The sequence below is a fragment of the Kitasatospora sp. P5_F3 genome (genome assembly GCF_054049135.1).
Window position 1 is genome coordinate 231,142 of the sequence record NZ_JBFUMY010000005.1, and the last position, 15,012, is coordinate 246,153.

The 15,012-nt window shown below is 72.2% G+C and carries 10 protein-coding genes; 6 read left to right on the forward strand and 4 right to left on the reverse strand.

Annotated elements, in window-relative coordinates; all coding sequences use genetic code 11:
- Nucleotides 1-52: 52 nt before the first annotated feature.
- On the reverse strand, nucleotides 53-1,642 hold the full coding sequence (locus ACXJMZ_RS04390; protein ID WP_457028643.1) for an oxidoreductase: 1,590 nt from the start codon (nucleotides 1,640-1,642) through the stop codon (nucleotides 53-55).
- 149 nt (nucleotides 1,643-1,791) lie between these two features.
- On the opposite strand from ACXJMZ_RS04390, the gene ACXJMZ_RS04395 reads away from it, so the two are divergent.
- Nucleotides 1,792-2,313, forward strand: a complete 522-nt coding sequence (locus tag ACXJMZ_RS04395; protein WP_457028644.1) for a hypothetical protein — start codon at nucleotides 1,792-1,794, stop codon at nucleotides 2,311-2,313.
- 28 nt (nucleotides 2,314-2,341) lie between these two features.
- Here ACXJMZ_RS04395 and ACXJMZ_RS04400 read toward each other — a convergent pair whose 3' ends face one another.
- Nucleotides 2,342-4,840 (reverse strand): DEAD/DEAH box helicase, encoded by a 2,499-nt coding sequence (locus ACXJMZ_RS04400; protein WP_457028662.1) that lies wholly within the window; start codon nucleotides 4,838-4,840, stop codon nucleotides 2,342-2,344.
- A gap of 196 nt (nucleotides 4,841-5,036) precedes the next feature.
- Between ACXJMZ_RS04400 and ACXJMZ_RS04405 the strand changes: the two genes are divergently transcribed.
- A complete protein-coding gene (locus tag ACXJMZ_RS04405) occupies nucleotides 5,037-5,351 on the forward strand; it encodes a hypothetical protein (protein WP_457028645.1) in 315 nt (104 codons plus the stop codon).
- Nucleotides 5,352-5,416: 65 nt separating this feature from the next.
- On the opposite strand, the gene ACXJMZ_RS04410 is transcribed toward ACXJMZ_RS04405, so the two are convergent.
- Nucleotides 5,417-6,700: a ricin-type beta-trefoil lectin domain protein gene (locus ACXJMZ_RS04410; protein WP_457028646.1), complete on the reverse strand. Its 1,284-nt coding sequence runs from the start codon at nucleotides 6,698-6,700 to the stop codon at nucleotides 5,417-5,419.
- Nucleotides 6,701-6,996: 296 nt separating this feature from the next.
- Between ACXJMZ_RS04410 and ACXJMZ_RS04415 the strand changes: the two genes are divergently transcribed.
- From ACXJMZ_RS04415 to ACXJMZ_RS04425, 3 genes are read left to right on the forward strand one after another with little or no spacing between them, the layout of a single operon-like run.
- Nucleotides 6,997-7,839: a nitrilase-related carbon-nitrogen hydrolase gene (locus ACXJMZ_RS04415; RefSeq protein ID WP_457028647.1), complete on the forward strand. Its 843-nt coding sequence runs from the start codon at nucleotides 6,997-6,999 to the stop codon at nucleotides 7,837-7,839.
- An 11-nt stretch (nucleotides 7,840-7,850) separates the two neighbouring features.
- On the forward strand, nucleotides 7,851-9,248 hold the full coding sequence (gene hydA, locus ACXJMZ_RS04420; RefSeq protein WP_457028648.1) for a dihydropyrimidinase: 1,398 nt from the start codon (nucleotides 7,851-7,853) through the stop codon (nucleotides 9,246-9,248).
- Between the two features lie 12 nt (nucleotides 9,249-9,260).
- Nucleotides 9,261-10,277: a TIGR03842 family LLM class F420-dependent oxidoreductase gene (locus tag ACXJMZ_RS04425; protein ID WP_457028649.1), complete on the forward strand. Its 1,017-nt coding sequence runs from the start codon at nucleotides 9,261-9,263 to the stop codon at nucleotides 10,275-10,277.
- Nucleotides 10,278-10,305: 28 nt separating this feature from the next.
- On the opposite strand, the gene ACXJMZ_RS04430 is transcribed toward ACXJMZ_RS04425, so the two are convergent.
- Complete coding sequence (locus ACXJMZ_RS04430; RefSeq protein WP_457028650.1) at nucleotides 10,306-12,402, reverse strand: putative Ig domain-containing protein; 2,097 nt, start codon at nucleotides 12,400-12,402, stop codon at nucleotides 10,306-10,308.
- Between the two features lie 213 nt (nucleotides 12,403-12,615).
- On the opposite strand from ACXJMZ_RS04430, the gene ACXJMZ_RS04435 reads away from it, so the two are divergent.
- A partial coding sequence (locus tag ACXJMZ_RS04435; protein ID WP_457028651.1) for an AAA family ATPase occupies nucleotides 12,616-15,012 on the forward strand: 2,397 nt, incomplete at its 3' end.

The window sequence follows — 15,012 nt, forward strand, 5'->3', positions numbered from 1 at the left end:
CAACCCGGGTGGGATCCCTCCCCACAGGAGGTCCGGGGCGAGGTCCCGTTCATCACTGGCGACTGATGGCCCGGGAGACGCCGGCGGTCACCGTCGTGGCCAGAATCCATCCGGCGGCGGTCAGTCCGTAGGCGAGCCACTGGCCGGTGCCCTGCGGCGCGAAGGCGGCCTTCTGGCCGAAACCGATGATGGGGATCAGGAGGTCGAGCGCGTAGAACACCGGGCTGAATGAAGGGGCCTTTCCCGCTTCGAGCGGGGCGGGGGGATGCGTGGCGAAGAAGACCGTCCCCAGTACGAGCAGGGCCATGAGCCAGAGGGCGGCGCGAGCGGGCCGGTAGCCGTAGCCGACGGTTGCGTCCTGGATGTAACCCCAGATGCGGGTGTGCAGAGAGAGCCCGGCGCGGCGGTGGCGTTGCTTGGCGAGTAGGACCGTGCGGGCCTCGTCTTCGTGGCCCAGGCGCCGGTAGGCGGCTGCGAGCTGTTCGTAGGGCTGCGGAAGGTAGCCATCGGTGCCGCGCCGTACCCATTCGAGCCGTTCGAGGGCGGTGAGCGGGGCGGCGAGGGCGTCGTACATGGTCTCGGACAGCCGGAGGCGGGCGGGCCAGGTGTCGGGCGCGTCGTAGAGAGTGCCCAGTTGGGCGTTGCCGGCGTCGACGGTGCCGTCGATCGGCTGCCGGGTGCGCAGATCGCTCTCTCGTGCCTGCACCAGGCGCAGGGACAGGGCGGTGTCGGCAGGATGGGTCAGGGTGGCATCGTGGAAGCTGAGGCGGGTGCCGATGCGACTGCCGTCGAGCTTGATACCGCCATTGACAGTGAGGCCAAGGCCGAGGTCGAAGTTGCGGCTGACGGTGACGTCGACGGCTTCGAGTGCGATGTCGCCGGGGTTCTCCAGGCGTGCGCCGCAGAAGCCGATCGCCGCCGCCACTGTGGCGCCCGACAGGATGATCCGTCCCTCGGCACTGAAGCCGGGGTGGAAGGTGAAGTCCGCGGCGATCTGGATGTGATATGCGTCGAGGGCGTGCCCGCCGGGGTTGCTCAGGCTGGCGCCTTCCAGATCGAACTCGCCGGATATGGAGGCCGCCGAGAGGCGGAAGCTTCCCTGGACGGCCAGGTTGGTGCACAGCAGGTCCCCGCCTGTGCTCAGGCGTACGGCGGATATCGCCTCGCCGCCGGGCGCGGTGATCACGGTGTCTCTCAGGTCCAGGTCGCTGTGGATCTGGGTGCGGGTGAGTACGAGGGGCCCGGTCAGGTGGCAGCGGGACAGGACGAGCCGACCGTCGACCTGGGCCATGTCGGCGGTCAGGCCGGGCAGCGTGCAGCCTGTGAGGGCGAGTTCGCGGAATCTGGCGCCCTGCAGAAGGGGCGGCTCGTCGAAGTGGCAGTCCGTCAGGACGACGGGCGCGGCGATCTCGGCGAACTGCAGGTCCAGCCTGCCCGTGATGGACGCGCCGCTCAGCCGCAGCGCAGGGCGCTCTCCCGGGACGGGCTCGCTGCCTGCACCGAGGAGTAGGGCCATGATGCACTCGGCCCGTACGGACGGGCGGGCGACGTCTGACGAGTCGTGACGGACATCGACGGGCCGACCGTAGGAATAGGAGTCCCACAACTGGCGTTCACCGGAATCGAGTTCTTCGAGACGCATGATCGGTGATCATTCCAGCGCGGACGAGCCTCGTACAAGCCCTGCAAGAGATCCAGGCCTCCATGCGCGCGGACATGACGGACCCTCAGCGCCGACCGTCCGACGAAACCGCGTCGACGGGGCGCCTGCGGTTGCCTAACCTCCTGGCTGTGACGATCACTCAGGAGAATGTGGCATCGGGCGCGGAGTTCATCGCGCTGCTGGCGGAACTGTCCCGCGAGCTCGAGCCGGGCGGCCCGACCGTCGATGACTTCCTGCTGCGCTGGGCGGCGGTCCTGCCCGGGGAGGGACCCGGCGAGCCGGGCTGGCCCGGGCTGGCCCGGCAGGTGCTGGGTGCGCTCGCCGCTGGGCCAACCGGGGGTGCCGAGGCCGCCGAGGTGAAGCTCGACGAGCCGGTGGTGAACACCCGGGACGAGCTCGGCGTGCTGCTGACCGCGCTGGCGGCGGACTTCGTCCGGGACGGTCGGGAGGTCGCCGCCGTCGTGGCGCTGAAGGGTCCGTGGTGGGGGGACACCGGGGACTGGGCGCACGGGACGCTGTCCGCCGTCCTGGAGCGGTGGGCCGACTGGCTGGATGCCCAACTCGGCCACGCGGCAAGCCCGTTCGAGATCGAACCGGTCACCTGGGGGAGCGTGGCGGAACAGCTGCTGGCGGCTCGCGTCTACGAGTAGCGGACGCGAGCCGCCGGCTGAGCGAGTGTCAGCCGTCGAGGCGGTTGACGCCGGTGACGCGGAGGACGGCGCGGCCCTCCTCGTCGGAGCCGTACAGGTCGACCTCGGCGCTGATGCCCCAGTCCTGGTCGCCGGCCGGGTCCTCGAAGATCTGGCGGACCCGCCAGGAGCCCTCCTCCGGGTCCTCCTCGATGAGCAGCATCTTGGGGCCGCGCGCGTTCGGGCCGGTACCGAGGTCGTCGTGCTCCTCCCAGTACTCGTCCATCGCGTCCGCCCAGCGGTCCCGGTCCCAGCCGTACTCGCCGTCCAACTCGCCCAGCGTGCCGTACTGTTCGAGCGCGCAGAGCTCGACCCGGCGGAACATCTCGTTGCGCACCAGGACCCGGAACGCACGGGCGTTCGCGGTGACCGGGGCGGGCTTGTCGTCGAGCCGGACCTCGGTGCTCTCCGGGGAGGTGGGGTTGGCCAGCTGCTCCCACTCGTCCAGCAGGCTGGAGTCGACCTGGCGGACCAGCTCGCCGAGCCAGGCGATGACGTCCTTGAGGTCGTCGGTCTTCAGGTCGTCCGGGACGGTCTGCTCCAGCGCCTTGAACGCCCCGGCGAGGTAGCGGAGCACGATGCCCTCGGTGCGGGCCAGGTCGTAGTGGCCGACGTAGTCCGAGAAGGTCATCGCCCGCTCGTACAGGTCGCGCACCACGGACTTCGGGGCCAGGTGGTGGTCGCCGATCCACGGGTGGGCCTGGCGGTAGACCTCGTACGCGTGGCCGAGCAGTTCCTCGAGCGGCTTGGGGTAGGTGATGTCCTGGAGCCGCTCCATCCGCTCCTCGTACTCGATGCCGTCGCGCTTCATCTCGCCGATCGCCTCGCCGCGCGCCTTGTTCTGCTGGGAGGCGAGGATCTGGCGCGGGTCGTCGAGGGTGGCCTCGACCACCGAGACGATGTCCATCGCGTAGGAGGGCGACTCCTGGTCGATCAGCTCGAAGGCGGCCAGCGCGAAGGTGGAGAGCGGCTGGTTGAGGGCGAAGTTCTCCTGCAGGTCGACGGTCAGGCGGACGATCCGGCCCTCGGCGTCCGGCTCCGGCAGGCGCTCGACCACGCCGCCCGCGAGCAGCGAGCGGTAGATGGCGATCGCGCTGCGGATGTGGCGGCGCTGCGCCGAGCGCTCCTCGTGGTTGTCGGTCAGCAGGTGGCGCATCGCCTCGAAGGCGTTGCCCGGGCGGCCGATGACGGAGAGCAGCATGGCGTGGCTGACCTTGAACCGGGAGACCAGCTGCTCCGGGTCGGCGCCGATCAGGCGCTCGAAGGTCTCCTCGGACCAGCTGACGAAGCCCTCCGGGGCCTTCTTCCGGACCACCTTGCGCTTCTTCTTCGGGTCGTCCCCGGCCTTGGCGACCATCTTGTCGTTCTCGATCACGTGCTCGGGCGCCTGGGCGACCACTTGGCCGACGGTGTCGAAGCCGGCCCGGCCGGCCCGGCCGGCGATCTGGTGGAACTCCCGGGCCCGCAGCACCCGGACCCGCTGGCCGTCGTACTTGGAGAGCGCGGTGAACAGCACGGTGCGGATCGGCACGTTGACACCGACGCCGAGGGTGTCGGTGCCGCAGATCACCTTGAGCAGACCGGCCTGGGCCAGCCGCTCGACCAGGCGGCGGTACTTGGGCAGCATGCCCGCGTGGTGCACGCCGATGCCGTGTCGGACGTAGCGGGAGAGGTTGCGGCCGAACTTGGTGGTGAACCGGAAGCCGCCGATCAGGTCGGCGATGGCGTCCTTCTCCGCCTTGGTGCACATGTTGATGCTCATCAGCGACTGCGCGCGCTCGACGGCTTCCTTCTGGGTGAAGTGCACGACGTAGACCGGTGCCTGACCGGTCGTCAGCAGCTCCTCCAGTGTGTCGTGGAGATTGGTGCGGCGGTAGTCGTAGAACAGCGGCACCGGGCGGGTGACCGAGCGGACCACGGTGGTCGGGCGACCCGTACGGCGGGTCAGGTCCTCCTCGAAGCGGCGGACGTCGCCGAGGGTGGCGGACATCAGCAGGAACTGCACGTGCGGCAGCTCGAGGATCGGGATCTGCCAGGCCCAGCCCCGGTCGGGCTCGGCGTAGAAGTGGAACTCGTCCATCACGACCTGGCCGACATCGGCCCGGGCGCCGTCGCGCAGTGCGATGTTGGCGAGCACCTCGGCGGTGCAGCAGATGATCGGCGCGGTCGGGTTGACGCTGGCGTCACCCGTCATCATGCCGACCTGCTCGGTGCCGAACATCTTCACCAGGTCGAAGAACTTCTCCGAGACCAGGGCCTTGATCGGCGCGGTGTAGAAGGTGCGCTTGCCCTCGGCCAGCGCGGCGAAGTGCGCACCGGCGGCCACCAGGCTCTTGCCGGAGCCGGTGGGGGTGGCGAGGATGACGTTGTTGCCCGAGACCAGCTCGATCAGCGCCTCCTCCTGGGCGGGGTAGAGCGTGATGCCACGGTCCTGCGCCCACTCGGCGAAGGTCTCGTACAGCGCGTCGGGGGTAGCGGGCTTCGGCATCAGGTCCAGGAGGGTCACCGGGCCATCTTGCCTGCTCGGGAACGCCCTGGGCAAAGCTCGGGCGCGCACGGTCGGGCCGCGCCGCTGCCCACTCGGGCGGGTGACTTCCCATCGTGTTCGGACTATCACGCTGGGTAGTGGGGATTATGCCGTCGACCGTCCACGAACCAGCGGGGCGGACGACGGAAGGACATCCATGCGCAAGCGACTCCTTGGGGTGGGTCTGGCCGCAGCCGGCCTCGCCGCCCTGCTGGCCGGCCCGGCCCATGCCGACGGTGCCGCCACCGTCTCGGTGACCGGCTCCCCCGACGGGGTGGTGGCCCACTGTCCGCCGGGTACCCACCCCGCCGACTGGACGGTCACCAACGGGGACGGCAGTCCCCTCGGCCCGGACCAGCGAGTCCGCTGGACCAGCGTCGGCGAGGACGGCGTCGGTGCCTGGATCGCTCCGTACGAGGGCTCCCCGCCGCCGCCGGCGTCCATCACCCTGACCGTCAGCTGCACCTGCTGACGGTCCCTCGGGCCGGCGGGCGGGGCCGGTGACTGTACGGCTCCGCCCGCCGGTTGGTCCAAGGGTCAGCCCAGGGTCCACTTCTGGGCGGCGCTGTTGTTGCAGGTCCACAGCTGGAGCCGGGTGCCGTCCGTCGAGGAGCCGTTCGGGGAGTCCAGGCACTTGCCCGAGCCGGGGTTCAGGAAGTCGTGGCCGGAGCGGTAGGTCCACTGCTGGGCGCCGGTGCCGTTGCAGCTGTAGAGCTGGATGACGGCGCCGTCGGCGTGCGAGGCGCCGTCCACGTCCAGGCACTTGCCGAAGGCGCGGACGGTGCCGTCGGTGCCCACCGTCCACTGCTGGGCGGCGCTTCCGGTGCAGTTGTGGAGCTGGATGGGCGTGCGGTCGGCGCTGGAGGCACCGGCCACGTCCACGCACATGCCGCCGGGGCCGGTGATCCGGCCGGTGTACGGCAGGCCGGAGCTGTCACCCCAGGTGGTGGTGTGCACGTAGTCGACGGTCATGGTCTGCGGGTAGGTCGACGAACCGTCAGGGCTGCCCGGCCAGTCGCCGCCGACCGCCAGGTTGAGGATGACGAAGAACGGGTGGTCGAACACCCAGCGGTTGCCGCCGAGGTCGGCCGGGGTCCGGGTCTGGTAGGCGTGGCCGTCCACCGACCAGGTGATCGCGGAGGGGCTCCAGTCGACCGCGAAGGTGTGGAAGGCGTCCGCGAAGGATTGCCCGGCCGGGAGGCTGTACGGGGCGCCGATGCCGCCCGCGCCCGAGTAGCCCGGGCCGTGGATGGTGCCGTGCACGGTGCCCGGTTCGCGGCCGATGTTCTCCATGACGTCGAGTTCGCCGCTGGTGGGCCAGCCCACCGTGCCGAGGTCGTTGCCCAGCATCCAGAAGGCGGGCCAGATGCCCTGGCCGCGCGGGATCTTGATGCGGGACTCGAAGTGCCCGTACGCCTGGGTGAAGGTGCGGGCGGTGTTCAGGCGGGCCGAGGTGTACTGGCAGGTGCCGTACCAGCAGGCGAGGCCGGAGTCGGTGTTGCGCCTGGCGGTGATGACCAGGTTGCCCTGGCCGTCCAGTGCGGCGTTCTGGGCGCCCGGTGTGTAGTACTGGAGCTCGTGGTTGCCGTTGCCCGAACCGCCGGTCTCCAGCGTCCACTTGGCGGAGTCGACGGCCGAGCCGGCCGGCCCGTTGAAGTCGTCGTTCCAGCTCTGGGCGGCGACCGGTGCGGTGCCGCCGAGCGGAGCGGTGGTGCCGCCGGGGGCCGACGGGGCGAGCAGTGCGGCCGCCAGCAGGCCGGCGCCGAGCAGGGACATGAGCCTGCCGAGCGGTCGGCGGCGTGGGCGAGTTGCAGCGGGCATGGGGGAACCACCCTTGCGTGGGGGAGGAAGGGGGACGACCTTGCTGAGAGCGCTCTCCGGGGAAATCCTACGGATCGCCTTCAAGTCATGGCAACGTCAATGCGCGGACTTCTTCTGCCTTGCAGGTAAAGGGGCCTGACGGAGGTTCAGCGTCAGGGTCGGCGTTCGGGTAGTGAAGACGGCCGGGAGCGCTCTCTCGGTGAGAGAGAAGTTCCGCTTCCCGGCGCGTGACGCGGGTCAGCGGGGGGCATTACTCCTAGTCTCACGGTCACACCGCTGCTGCGAGGGAGTCCGTCATGAGTCGTGTCGTACGTGCCGCCCTGTTCCAGACCGCATGGACAGGGGACAAGGAGACAATGATCGCGGCCCACGAGCGGGCGGCGCGCGACGCCGCCGCGCAGGGCGCGCAGATCATCGGGTTCCAGGAGGTCTTCAACGCCCCGTACTTCTGCCAGGTCCAGGAGCCCGAGCACTACCGCTGGGCCGAGCCCGTGCCGGACGGGCCGACGGTGCGGCGGATGCAGGCGCTGGCCAAGGAGCTGGGCCTGGTGATCGTGGTCCCGGTGTACGAGGTCGAGCAGTCCGGTTTCTACTACAACACCGCCGCCGTGATCGACGCGGACGGTTCCTACCTCGGCAAGTACCGCAAGCACCACATCCCACAGGTGAAGGGCTTCTGGGAGAAGTACTACTTCAAGCCCGGTAACCTCGGCTGGCCGGTGTTCGACACGGCGGTCGGCAAGGTCGGCGTGTACATCTGCTACGACCGGCACTTCCCCGAGGGCTGGCGCGCGCTCGGCCTGGCCGGGGCCGAGATCGTCTACAACCCCTCCGCCACCAGCCGGGGCCTGTCCTCCTACCTCTGGCAGTTGGAGCAGCCGGCCGCCGCCGTGGCCAACGAGTACTACATCGCCGCGATCAACCGGGTCGGGGTGGAGGAGTACGGCGACAACGACTTCTACGGCACCTCCTACTTCGTCGACCCGCGCGGCCAGTTCGTCGGCGAGGTCGCCTCGGACAAGGACGAGGAGCTGGTGGTCCGCGACCTCGACCTGGACCTGATCGAGCAGGTCAGGCAGCAGTGGGCGTTCTACCGGGACCGGCGCCCGGACGCCTACGGCCCGCTGACGGAAGCGTGAGGGGGCGTCAGATGACCCGTACCGTGATCCGTGGCGGCCTGGTGATCACCGCCGCCGAGGAGATGCACGCGGACGTACTGATCGAGGGCGAGCAGGTGGTCGCGCTGGCCGCCACCGGCAGCGACGTGGCCGACGGCTGGACGGCGGACCGGGTGATCGACGCCGCCGGACAGTACGTCATCCCCGGCGGCGTGGACGCCCACACCCACATGCAACTGCCGTTCGGCGGCACCGAGGCCAGCGACACCTTCGAGACCGGCACCCGGGCCGCCGCCTTCGGCGGTACCACCACCATCGTGGACTTCGCGGTCCAGTCGGTCGGCTCCTCGCTGCGGGCCGGGCTCGACGCCTGGCACGAGAAGGCGGCCGGGGTCTGCGCGATCGACTACTCGTTCCACATGATCCTCGGCGACGTGAACGAGGCGAGTCTGAAGGAGATGGACCTGCTGGTGGGGGAGGGGGTGACCTCCTTCAAACTGTTCATGGCCTACCCCGGCGTCTTCTACAGCGACGACGGGCAGATCCTGCGGGCCATGCAGCGCGGCGCCGACAACGGCGGCCTGATCATGATGCACGCCGAGAACGGCATCGCGATCGACGTGCTGGTGGCACAGGCGCTGGCCGCAGGGAAGACCGACCCGCGCTACCACGGCGAGGTGCGGCGCGAGTTGCTGGAGGCCGAGGCCACCCATCGGGCGATCAAGCTGGCCCAGGTGGCGGGCGCCCCGCTGTACGTGGTGCACGTCTCGGCCGCCTCGGCGGTGGCAGAGCTGGCCAAGGCGCGGGACGAGGGCCTGCCGGTGTTCGGCGAGACCTGCCCGCAGTACCTCTACCTGTCGACCGACAACCTGGCCGAGCCGGGCTTCGAGGGCGCCAAGTACGTCTGCTCCACGCCGCTGCGGCCGCGCGAGCACCAGGCCGCGCTGTGGCGGGGGCTGCGCACCAACGACCTCCAGGTGGTCTCCACCGACCACTGCCCGTTCTGCTTCGTCGGGCAGAAGGACCTCGGGCGCGGGGACTTCTCGAAGATCCCGAACGGACTGCCGGGCGTCGAGAACCGGATGGACCTGCTGCACCAGGCCGTGGTGGAAGGGAAGTTGACCCGGCGTCGGTGGATCGAGATCGCCTGCGCCACCCCGGCCAGGATGTTCGGCCTCTACCCGCGCAAGGGCACCATCGCCCCGGGCACCGACGCCGACCTGGTGGTCTACGACCCGACCGCCGTGCAGACCGTCTCGGCCGCCACCCACCACATGAACGTCGACTACTCGGCGTACGAGGGCAGGCAGCTCACCGGCAAGGCCCGCACCGTGCTCTCCCGGGGCACGGTGGTGGTCGACGGTGACGTCTACCTCGGCCGGGCCGGGCACGGCCGGTACCAGCCGCGCTCGACCTGTCAGTACCTCTAGAGGAGAACCAACTTGGACATCGGCCTTGTGCTCCAGACCGACCCGCCCGCCCGTCTGCTGGTCGAGCGGATGGTGCGCGCCGAGGCGGCGGGTTTCACCAACGGGTGGACCTTCGACTCGGTGGTGCTCTGGCAGGAGCCCTTCGTGATCTACAGCCAGATCCTGGCGCAGACCTCGCGCCTGAGGGTCGGTCCGATGGTGACCAACCCGTCGACCAGGACCTGGGAGGTGACCGCCTCGCTGTTCGCCACCCTGAACGACATGTTCGGCAACCGGACGGTCTGCGGGATCGGGCGGGGTGACTCCGCGATGCGGGTGGCCGGCCGCCGCCCCGCCACCCTGGAGCGGTTGTCCGCCGGGATGCACGCGATCAAGGAGCTGGCGGAGGGCCGGGAGACGGAGGTGGACGGCACCCCGATGCACATCCCCTGGGTGCGGCCCGGCGCCGAACTCCCCATCTGGATGGGCGCGTACGGACCGAAGGCGCTCGATCTGACGGGACGTCAGGCAGACGGCTTCATCCTGCAGTTGGCCGATCCCTACCTGACCGAGTGGATGGTCAAGGCGGTCCGCACCGCCGCCGAGCGGGCCGGTCGCGACCCGGCCTCGATCACGGTCTGCGTGGCCGCGCCCGCCTACGTCACCGCCGACGACTCGCCCGAGGCGCTGGCGCACGCCCGGGAGCAGTGCCGCTGGTTCGGCGGCATGGTCGGCAACCACGTCGCCGACCTGGTGTCCCGCTACGGCGAGCACTCCGGCCTGGTGCCGGACGCACTGACCGACTACATCCGGGACCGGCACGGCTACGACTACGCCCACCACGGCCGCTCGGGCAACCCGGACACGGCCTTCGTCCCGGACGAGATCGTCGACCGGTTCTGCCTGATCGGCCCGGTCGAGGCGCAGCTCGCCAAGCTCCGGCAGCTGCGCGACCTGGGCGTGGACCAGTTCGCGGTGTACGCGATGCACGACGCGATCGAGTCCACCATCGACGCGTACGGGGCGGAGGTGATCCCCGCCCTGGGGTGAGACCGCGCGAGCGCCGCGTCGCCGTAGGTCAGCGGCGCGGCGCTCGCCCGTGCTCGGACAGCTCGCGGTACACGGTGTCGGGGTCGCGCTGGGTGTAGTAGGCGAAGTGCAGCCGTACCGAGCCGTCCGCTCCCGCCAGCGCGGCCAGCCCGCCCTGACCAGCCGTCAGTAGCCGCGCCTGCTGCCCCCACTGCTGCGCCACCACCGCGAGCGGAGTACCGCCGTCGGCCTGGACCACCCAGGTGGCCCGACCGCCGTGGATGGACGCGAGGTAGCGGTCCGCCAGGACGGCTTCGATCGCCGCACGGATCGTCAGGTCCGCCGCGACGTCCCGGTCCTGTTCGTGCGGTGCGTCCACGTCGTCGCCCATCGCGACGCTCTCCCTGGTCAGCTGGAGTCTCATGAGAGCGAAGCCTACGTGGGGGCACCCCGCAGGGCCGTCGGTCACGGTCAGGGTGCTGGTGCGGAAGCCCCAGGTGGTGGGCGCTCCGGTGACCGTACCGGTGGCCGGGTCGATGCTCAGGCCGGCGGGCAGGCCGACCGCCTTGAAGGTGTACGGGGTGGTGCCGCCGGTGGCCTTGAGGGCGAGCGATACCGGCTTGCCGACGTAGACCGTCTGGTTGCCCGGGTTGGTCAGCACGGGGGTGCCGCCGCCCTGGCCGGTGGTGACCGTCCAGCCGAAGCCGGTGGAGCCGGTCCTGCCGGTGCTGTCGGTGGCGGTGACGGTCACCGTGGCGCTCCCGGCGGTGGTCGGGGTGCCGGTCACGGTGCCCGTGGCGGCGGCGATGGCGAGACCGGCCGGCAGGCCGGTGGCGGCCCAGGTGTACGGCGCGGTGCCGCCCTGGGCGCTGTTGCGCAGCTCCACCGAGGTGCCGAGCACCGTGCTCTGGGCGGGCACTGCCGCGACCGTGACCGCACCGGGCTGTGGGGTTGCCACCACCAGGGCGACGTTGAACCGGCTGAGCGCCTCGTTGACCGGCTGGAAGATGGTGAACTTCTCACCGCTGCCCGAGGTGCAGGTGGCGCTGCCGCCGCCGGAGTGCAGGCCGACAGCCTTGCCCCCGGTCGCCGTGACGTAGGCGCCGCCCGAGTCGCCGCCTGCCGAGCAGGCGCTGGAGTACGACAGGCCGTCGACGACCACGTTGCCGTAGTCGACGCTCTGGTCCACCTTGGTCACCTCGCCGCAGCGCAGCCCGGTGGTCTGGCCCGAGCGGCAGATCGCGGTGCCGACCACGGCGTCCACCGAGCCGGTCACCGTGATGTCGGCCTGGCCGTACCCGGACACCCGTGCGGACAGGGTCCAGGCGGCCTGGTCGACGTCGACGATGCCCATGTCGCCCTCACGGGCGTTGATGCTGCCCGTGCCGTTGCGGTTGGAGGTGCCGACCCGGCTGCCGTCCTTGCCGTAGGCGGCCTGGTCGGCGTCGTTGGTGCAGTGACCGGCCGTCAGGTAGGCCCTGCTGCCGTCGGCGCGGGTCACCGCGAAACCGATCGAGCAGGGACTCTCGGACCCCGGTATCCACTTCTCGCCGCCGACCACCTCGGCCTGCTGCCGGGGTGCCCGGTCGTCGGACTCGGTGACCCGGACCACCGGTCCGAGCTCCGCCAGCCGGGCCAGGAAGGCAGCGGTCTCCGCCGTGCGCCCGGCCCGGGCGACGGTCACCTCGATCCGGTTGCCGCGCACGTCGGGGCCCCAGGAGTGCACGCCCGGCACGCCCTGGCCGACCAGTGCGGTCACCGTCCTTGCGGTGGCGGCGAGTTCGGCCGGGCCGTGCGCGACCAGCCGCGGCACGGCGCCGGCCAGCCGGGCCAGCTCGGCGTCCGCCCCGGTGGTGACGGCGGCGTTCAGCCGGCCGGTGGCGGCGTCGAACCAGAGTCCGGCCGCCCGGTCGCCGACCCGGCTCCGGACCAGGGCGGCCGTCCTCGCCGCGGCGGCCTCGGCGGTGATCCGCGCCCGGGCCTGGTCGGCCGTCAGCCCGAAGTCCCGCTGTACGGCGGCCAGCAGCTGGGGCGGTACGGACGGGGCGTCCGGCGGAGCGGCGACGGCGGGCAGGGTGGTGAGACCGGCCAGCGCGAGGGCGGCGGCGAGACCGGCCAGCAGCGGCCGGTGGGGAAGAGCACGCACGGCATGGTTCCTCTCGTGGGGGTGCCGACCGGACCGTGACCTGGGGGCGGTCGGGGTGGTCGGACTGGTGAACACCGTGGCCTGCCCGGATGGTTGGCGGCATCGGAGGAATCCCTTGCGTCGTCAGGTGGGCATGAGGGGAAACCCTTGCCGCCTCGGCTGTGGCGCCCGGCCGGTTGTCAGGGCGGACGGTGCCGTCTACGGTGCCGTGTCGTGGCAGCACACCTGACACCCGCGCAGGCCGGGGCCGCCGCCTCGTGGCCCGCCGCGCTGGCGACGGCGACCCGGGTGCTGCGCGAGGACGGCCGCCTCGCCGTGACCGGGCCCTGGGGATCTGGCAAGAGCACGCTGGTGGCGCAACTGCTCGACGCGGTGCGGGCGGAGAGCCCGACGGTCCTGCGGATCAGCCCCGAGGACGGCGACCAGGAGCACCCCTTCGGCGCGGTGGCGCAGTTGCTGGCCGGCTGCCCCCGGCCGCTGCTGGACGCCCTGCCGCCCGCCCGGACCGCCGTGGTCGACCGCCTGCTGCACCGCAGCCCGGACGGGCCGCTGCCGACCGGTGAACTGCTCGCCGCCCGGTTGACGATCGCCGAACTTCTGGACGGCGGCGGTCTGTTGCTGGTCGTCGACGGTGCGCAGTGGCTCGACCCGGCCAGTGCCGACCTGCTCGGCTACGCGCTGCGCACCGTACCGGCCGGCCGGCTGCGCGCGCTGGTCACCGAACGGGCCGGCGGCGGACCGTCTGCCGCCGCCCGGCTGCTGGGCGGGCATCCGGCCGAGGTCCGGGCCCCCGACCTGGACCTGCCGGAGACCTCGGCCCTGCTCACCGAGCACGGGCTGCCGGCCCGGTGGGCCACCCTGCTGCACCGTCAGTGCGGTGGCCACCGGCTGCTGACCTCCTTGTGCTGCACGGCACTTGCGCAGTCGCAGCCCTCGACCCGCGGTCGTCCGACGCTTCCGCCGCAGGCCGACGAGGCGGCCGGGGCCTGGCTGGCCACGCTGCCCGGGCCGGTCCGGCGGACCCTGCTGGTGGCGGCACTGGCCCACCGCCCGACACCGTCCCTGCTACTGCGGGCCGGGTGCGAGGAGGCGGAGGAGCACCTGGTGCACGCGCGACGGGCCGGTGTGCTGCGGGCCGGGCCGGGCGTCCGGTTCACCGCCACCCTGCTGGCCGAGGCGGCGGCCAGGACCGAGGGCAGGGCGGCCCGTTCGGCCGTGCACCGCACGCTGGCCGCCGCCGTGGACGATCCCGTGCACGCGCTCCGGCACCGCGCGCTGGGTCACCAGGGCGGTGCCGAGCGGGAGTTGGCGGAGGACACCGAGGGCGCGGCGGAGGCCGCCCGGCAGGGCGGCGACCGGGGGCTGGCCGCCGAGCTGTTCCTGCTGGCCGCCGATCTGACCCCGGCCACCGGCGCCGCGCTGCGGCTGCGGCGACTCACCTCGGCCGCGCGCGAGGCGGCGGTGGCCGGGCGCACCGATCTCGCCTGGCAGGTCGCCGACACCGTGACGGCCGCCCGGGCGGGCGCCGAGCACCAGGTCGCCGTGCTGCTCGCGGTGGTGGACGCGCACAGCCAGGCGCTGGCCGGTCTCGACCCGCTGATCGCCCGCTGCCGCGAACTGGCAGGAGCCGACCCCGGTCTGCGGGCTGCCGTCGAACTGCGGGCCGCGATCGCCGCCAACGTCGCGCACGGGGCCGCCGACGAGGCACTGCGGGCGGCCGCCCTGGCGGCCGAACTGGCCCACCGCGGTGGGCAACCGGACCTGGAGGCGGCCGCGCTGACCATGCGGGCCCGGATGGAGCGGGTGCTCGGCCGGGACGCCGCACCCGCGACGCTCGGCCGAGCGCTGGCGCTCGGCATCCCCGCCCACCGGTCCGGAGTGCGGAACAGCGCGCAGTACCTGGCCGCCCGGCACGCGGTCTTCGACGACCGGCTGCCGTGGGCCAGGGAGCAGCTGACCGGGCTGCTCGCGGTGGCCGAGCGGCACGGGGACACCGAGGATCTGGTGGACATCTGGCGCAGCCTCGCCGAGGTGGACACCCGCCTCGGCTCCTGCGCCGACGCGCTGGCCCGGGCCGACCTGGCCGTCCGGGTCTCGGTGTCCGCCGGGCTCTCGCTCGGGCCTGCCTGGTACACCGCCGCGTTGGCGCAGAGCGTCGGCGGTTCCTTCCCGGCCGCGCTCAGGTACGCCGCCTGCGGGGCCAGGGCGGCCGAGGAGGAGGGCGACACCCTGCACCTGGCGCGGAACCTCTGGGTGCTGGGGGTGGTCAGGCAGCACAGCGGGGACAGCTCCGGGGCGGCCGTCAGCTTCGCCGCGCTGGCCCGGGCGGAGGGCGGCCCGGCGGCCGACCCCAGCATGTTCCGCTGGCAGCCCGACGCGATCGAGGCGTTCGCCGCAGCAGGCCAACTCGACGCGGCCCGGCGCCTGTTGGGCCAGGCGGGGCCGGGCGTCGCAGCGCATCCGGGCACGGCGGCGGCCTGGGGCCGGGCGCGCGGGGTACTGCTGGCCAGGACCGGGGCGGGCGAGCAGGCGGTGACCTGCCTGCGCCGGGCCGCCGCCGACTTCGGGGCCGCCGGCCTGCCGGTCGAGCAGGCCCGCGCCCTGGTGACC

Coding starts and splice junctions, on each gene's coding strand:
- ACXJMZ_RS04390 (WP_457028643.1), bottom strand. CDS start 1,642: ATGCGTCTCGAAGAACTCGATTCCGGTGAACGCCAGTTGTGGGACTCC.
- ACXJMZ_RS04400 (WP_457028662.1), bottom strand. CDS start 4,840: ATGCCGAAGCCCGCTACCCCCGACGCGCTGTACGAGACCTTCGCCGAG.
- ACXJMZ_RS04405 (WP_457028645.1), top strand. CDS start 5,037: ATGCGCAAGCGACTCCTTGGGGTGGGTCTGGCCGCAGCCGGCCTCGCC.
- ACXJMZ_RS04410 (WP_457028646.1), bottom strand. CDS start 6,700: ATGCCCGCTGCAACTCGCCCACGCCGCCGACCGCTCGGCAGGCTCATG.
- ACXJMZ_RS04415 (WP_457028647.1), top strand. CDS start 6,997: ATGAGTCGTGTCGTACGTGCCGCCCTGTTCCAGACCGCATGGACAGGG.
- hydA (WP_457028648.1), top strand. CDS start 7,851: ATGACCCGTACCGTGATCCGTGGCGGCCTGGTGATCACCGCCGCCGAG.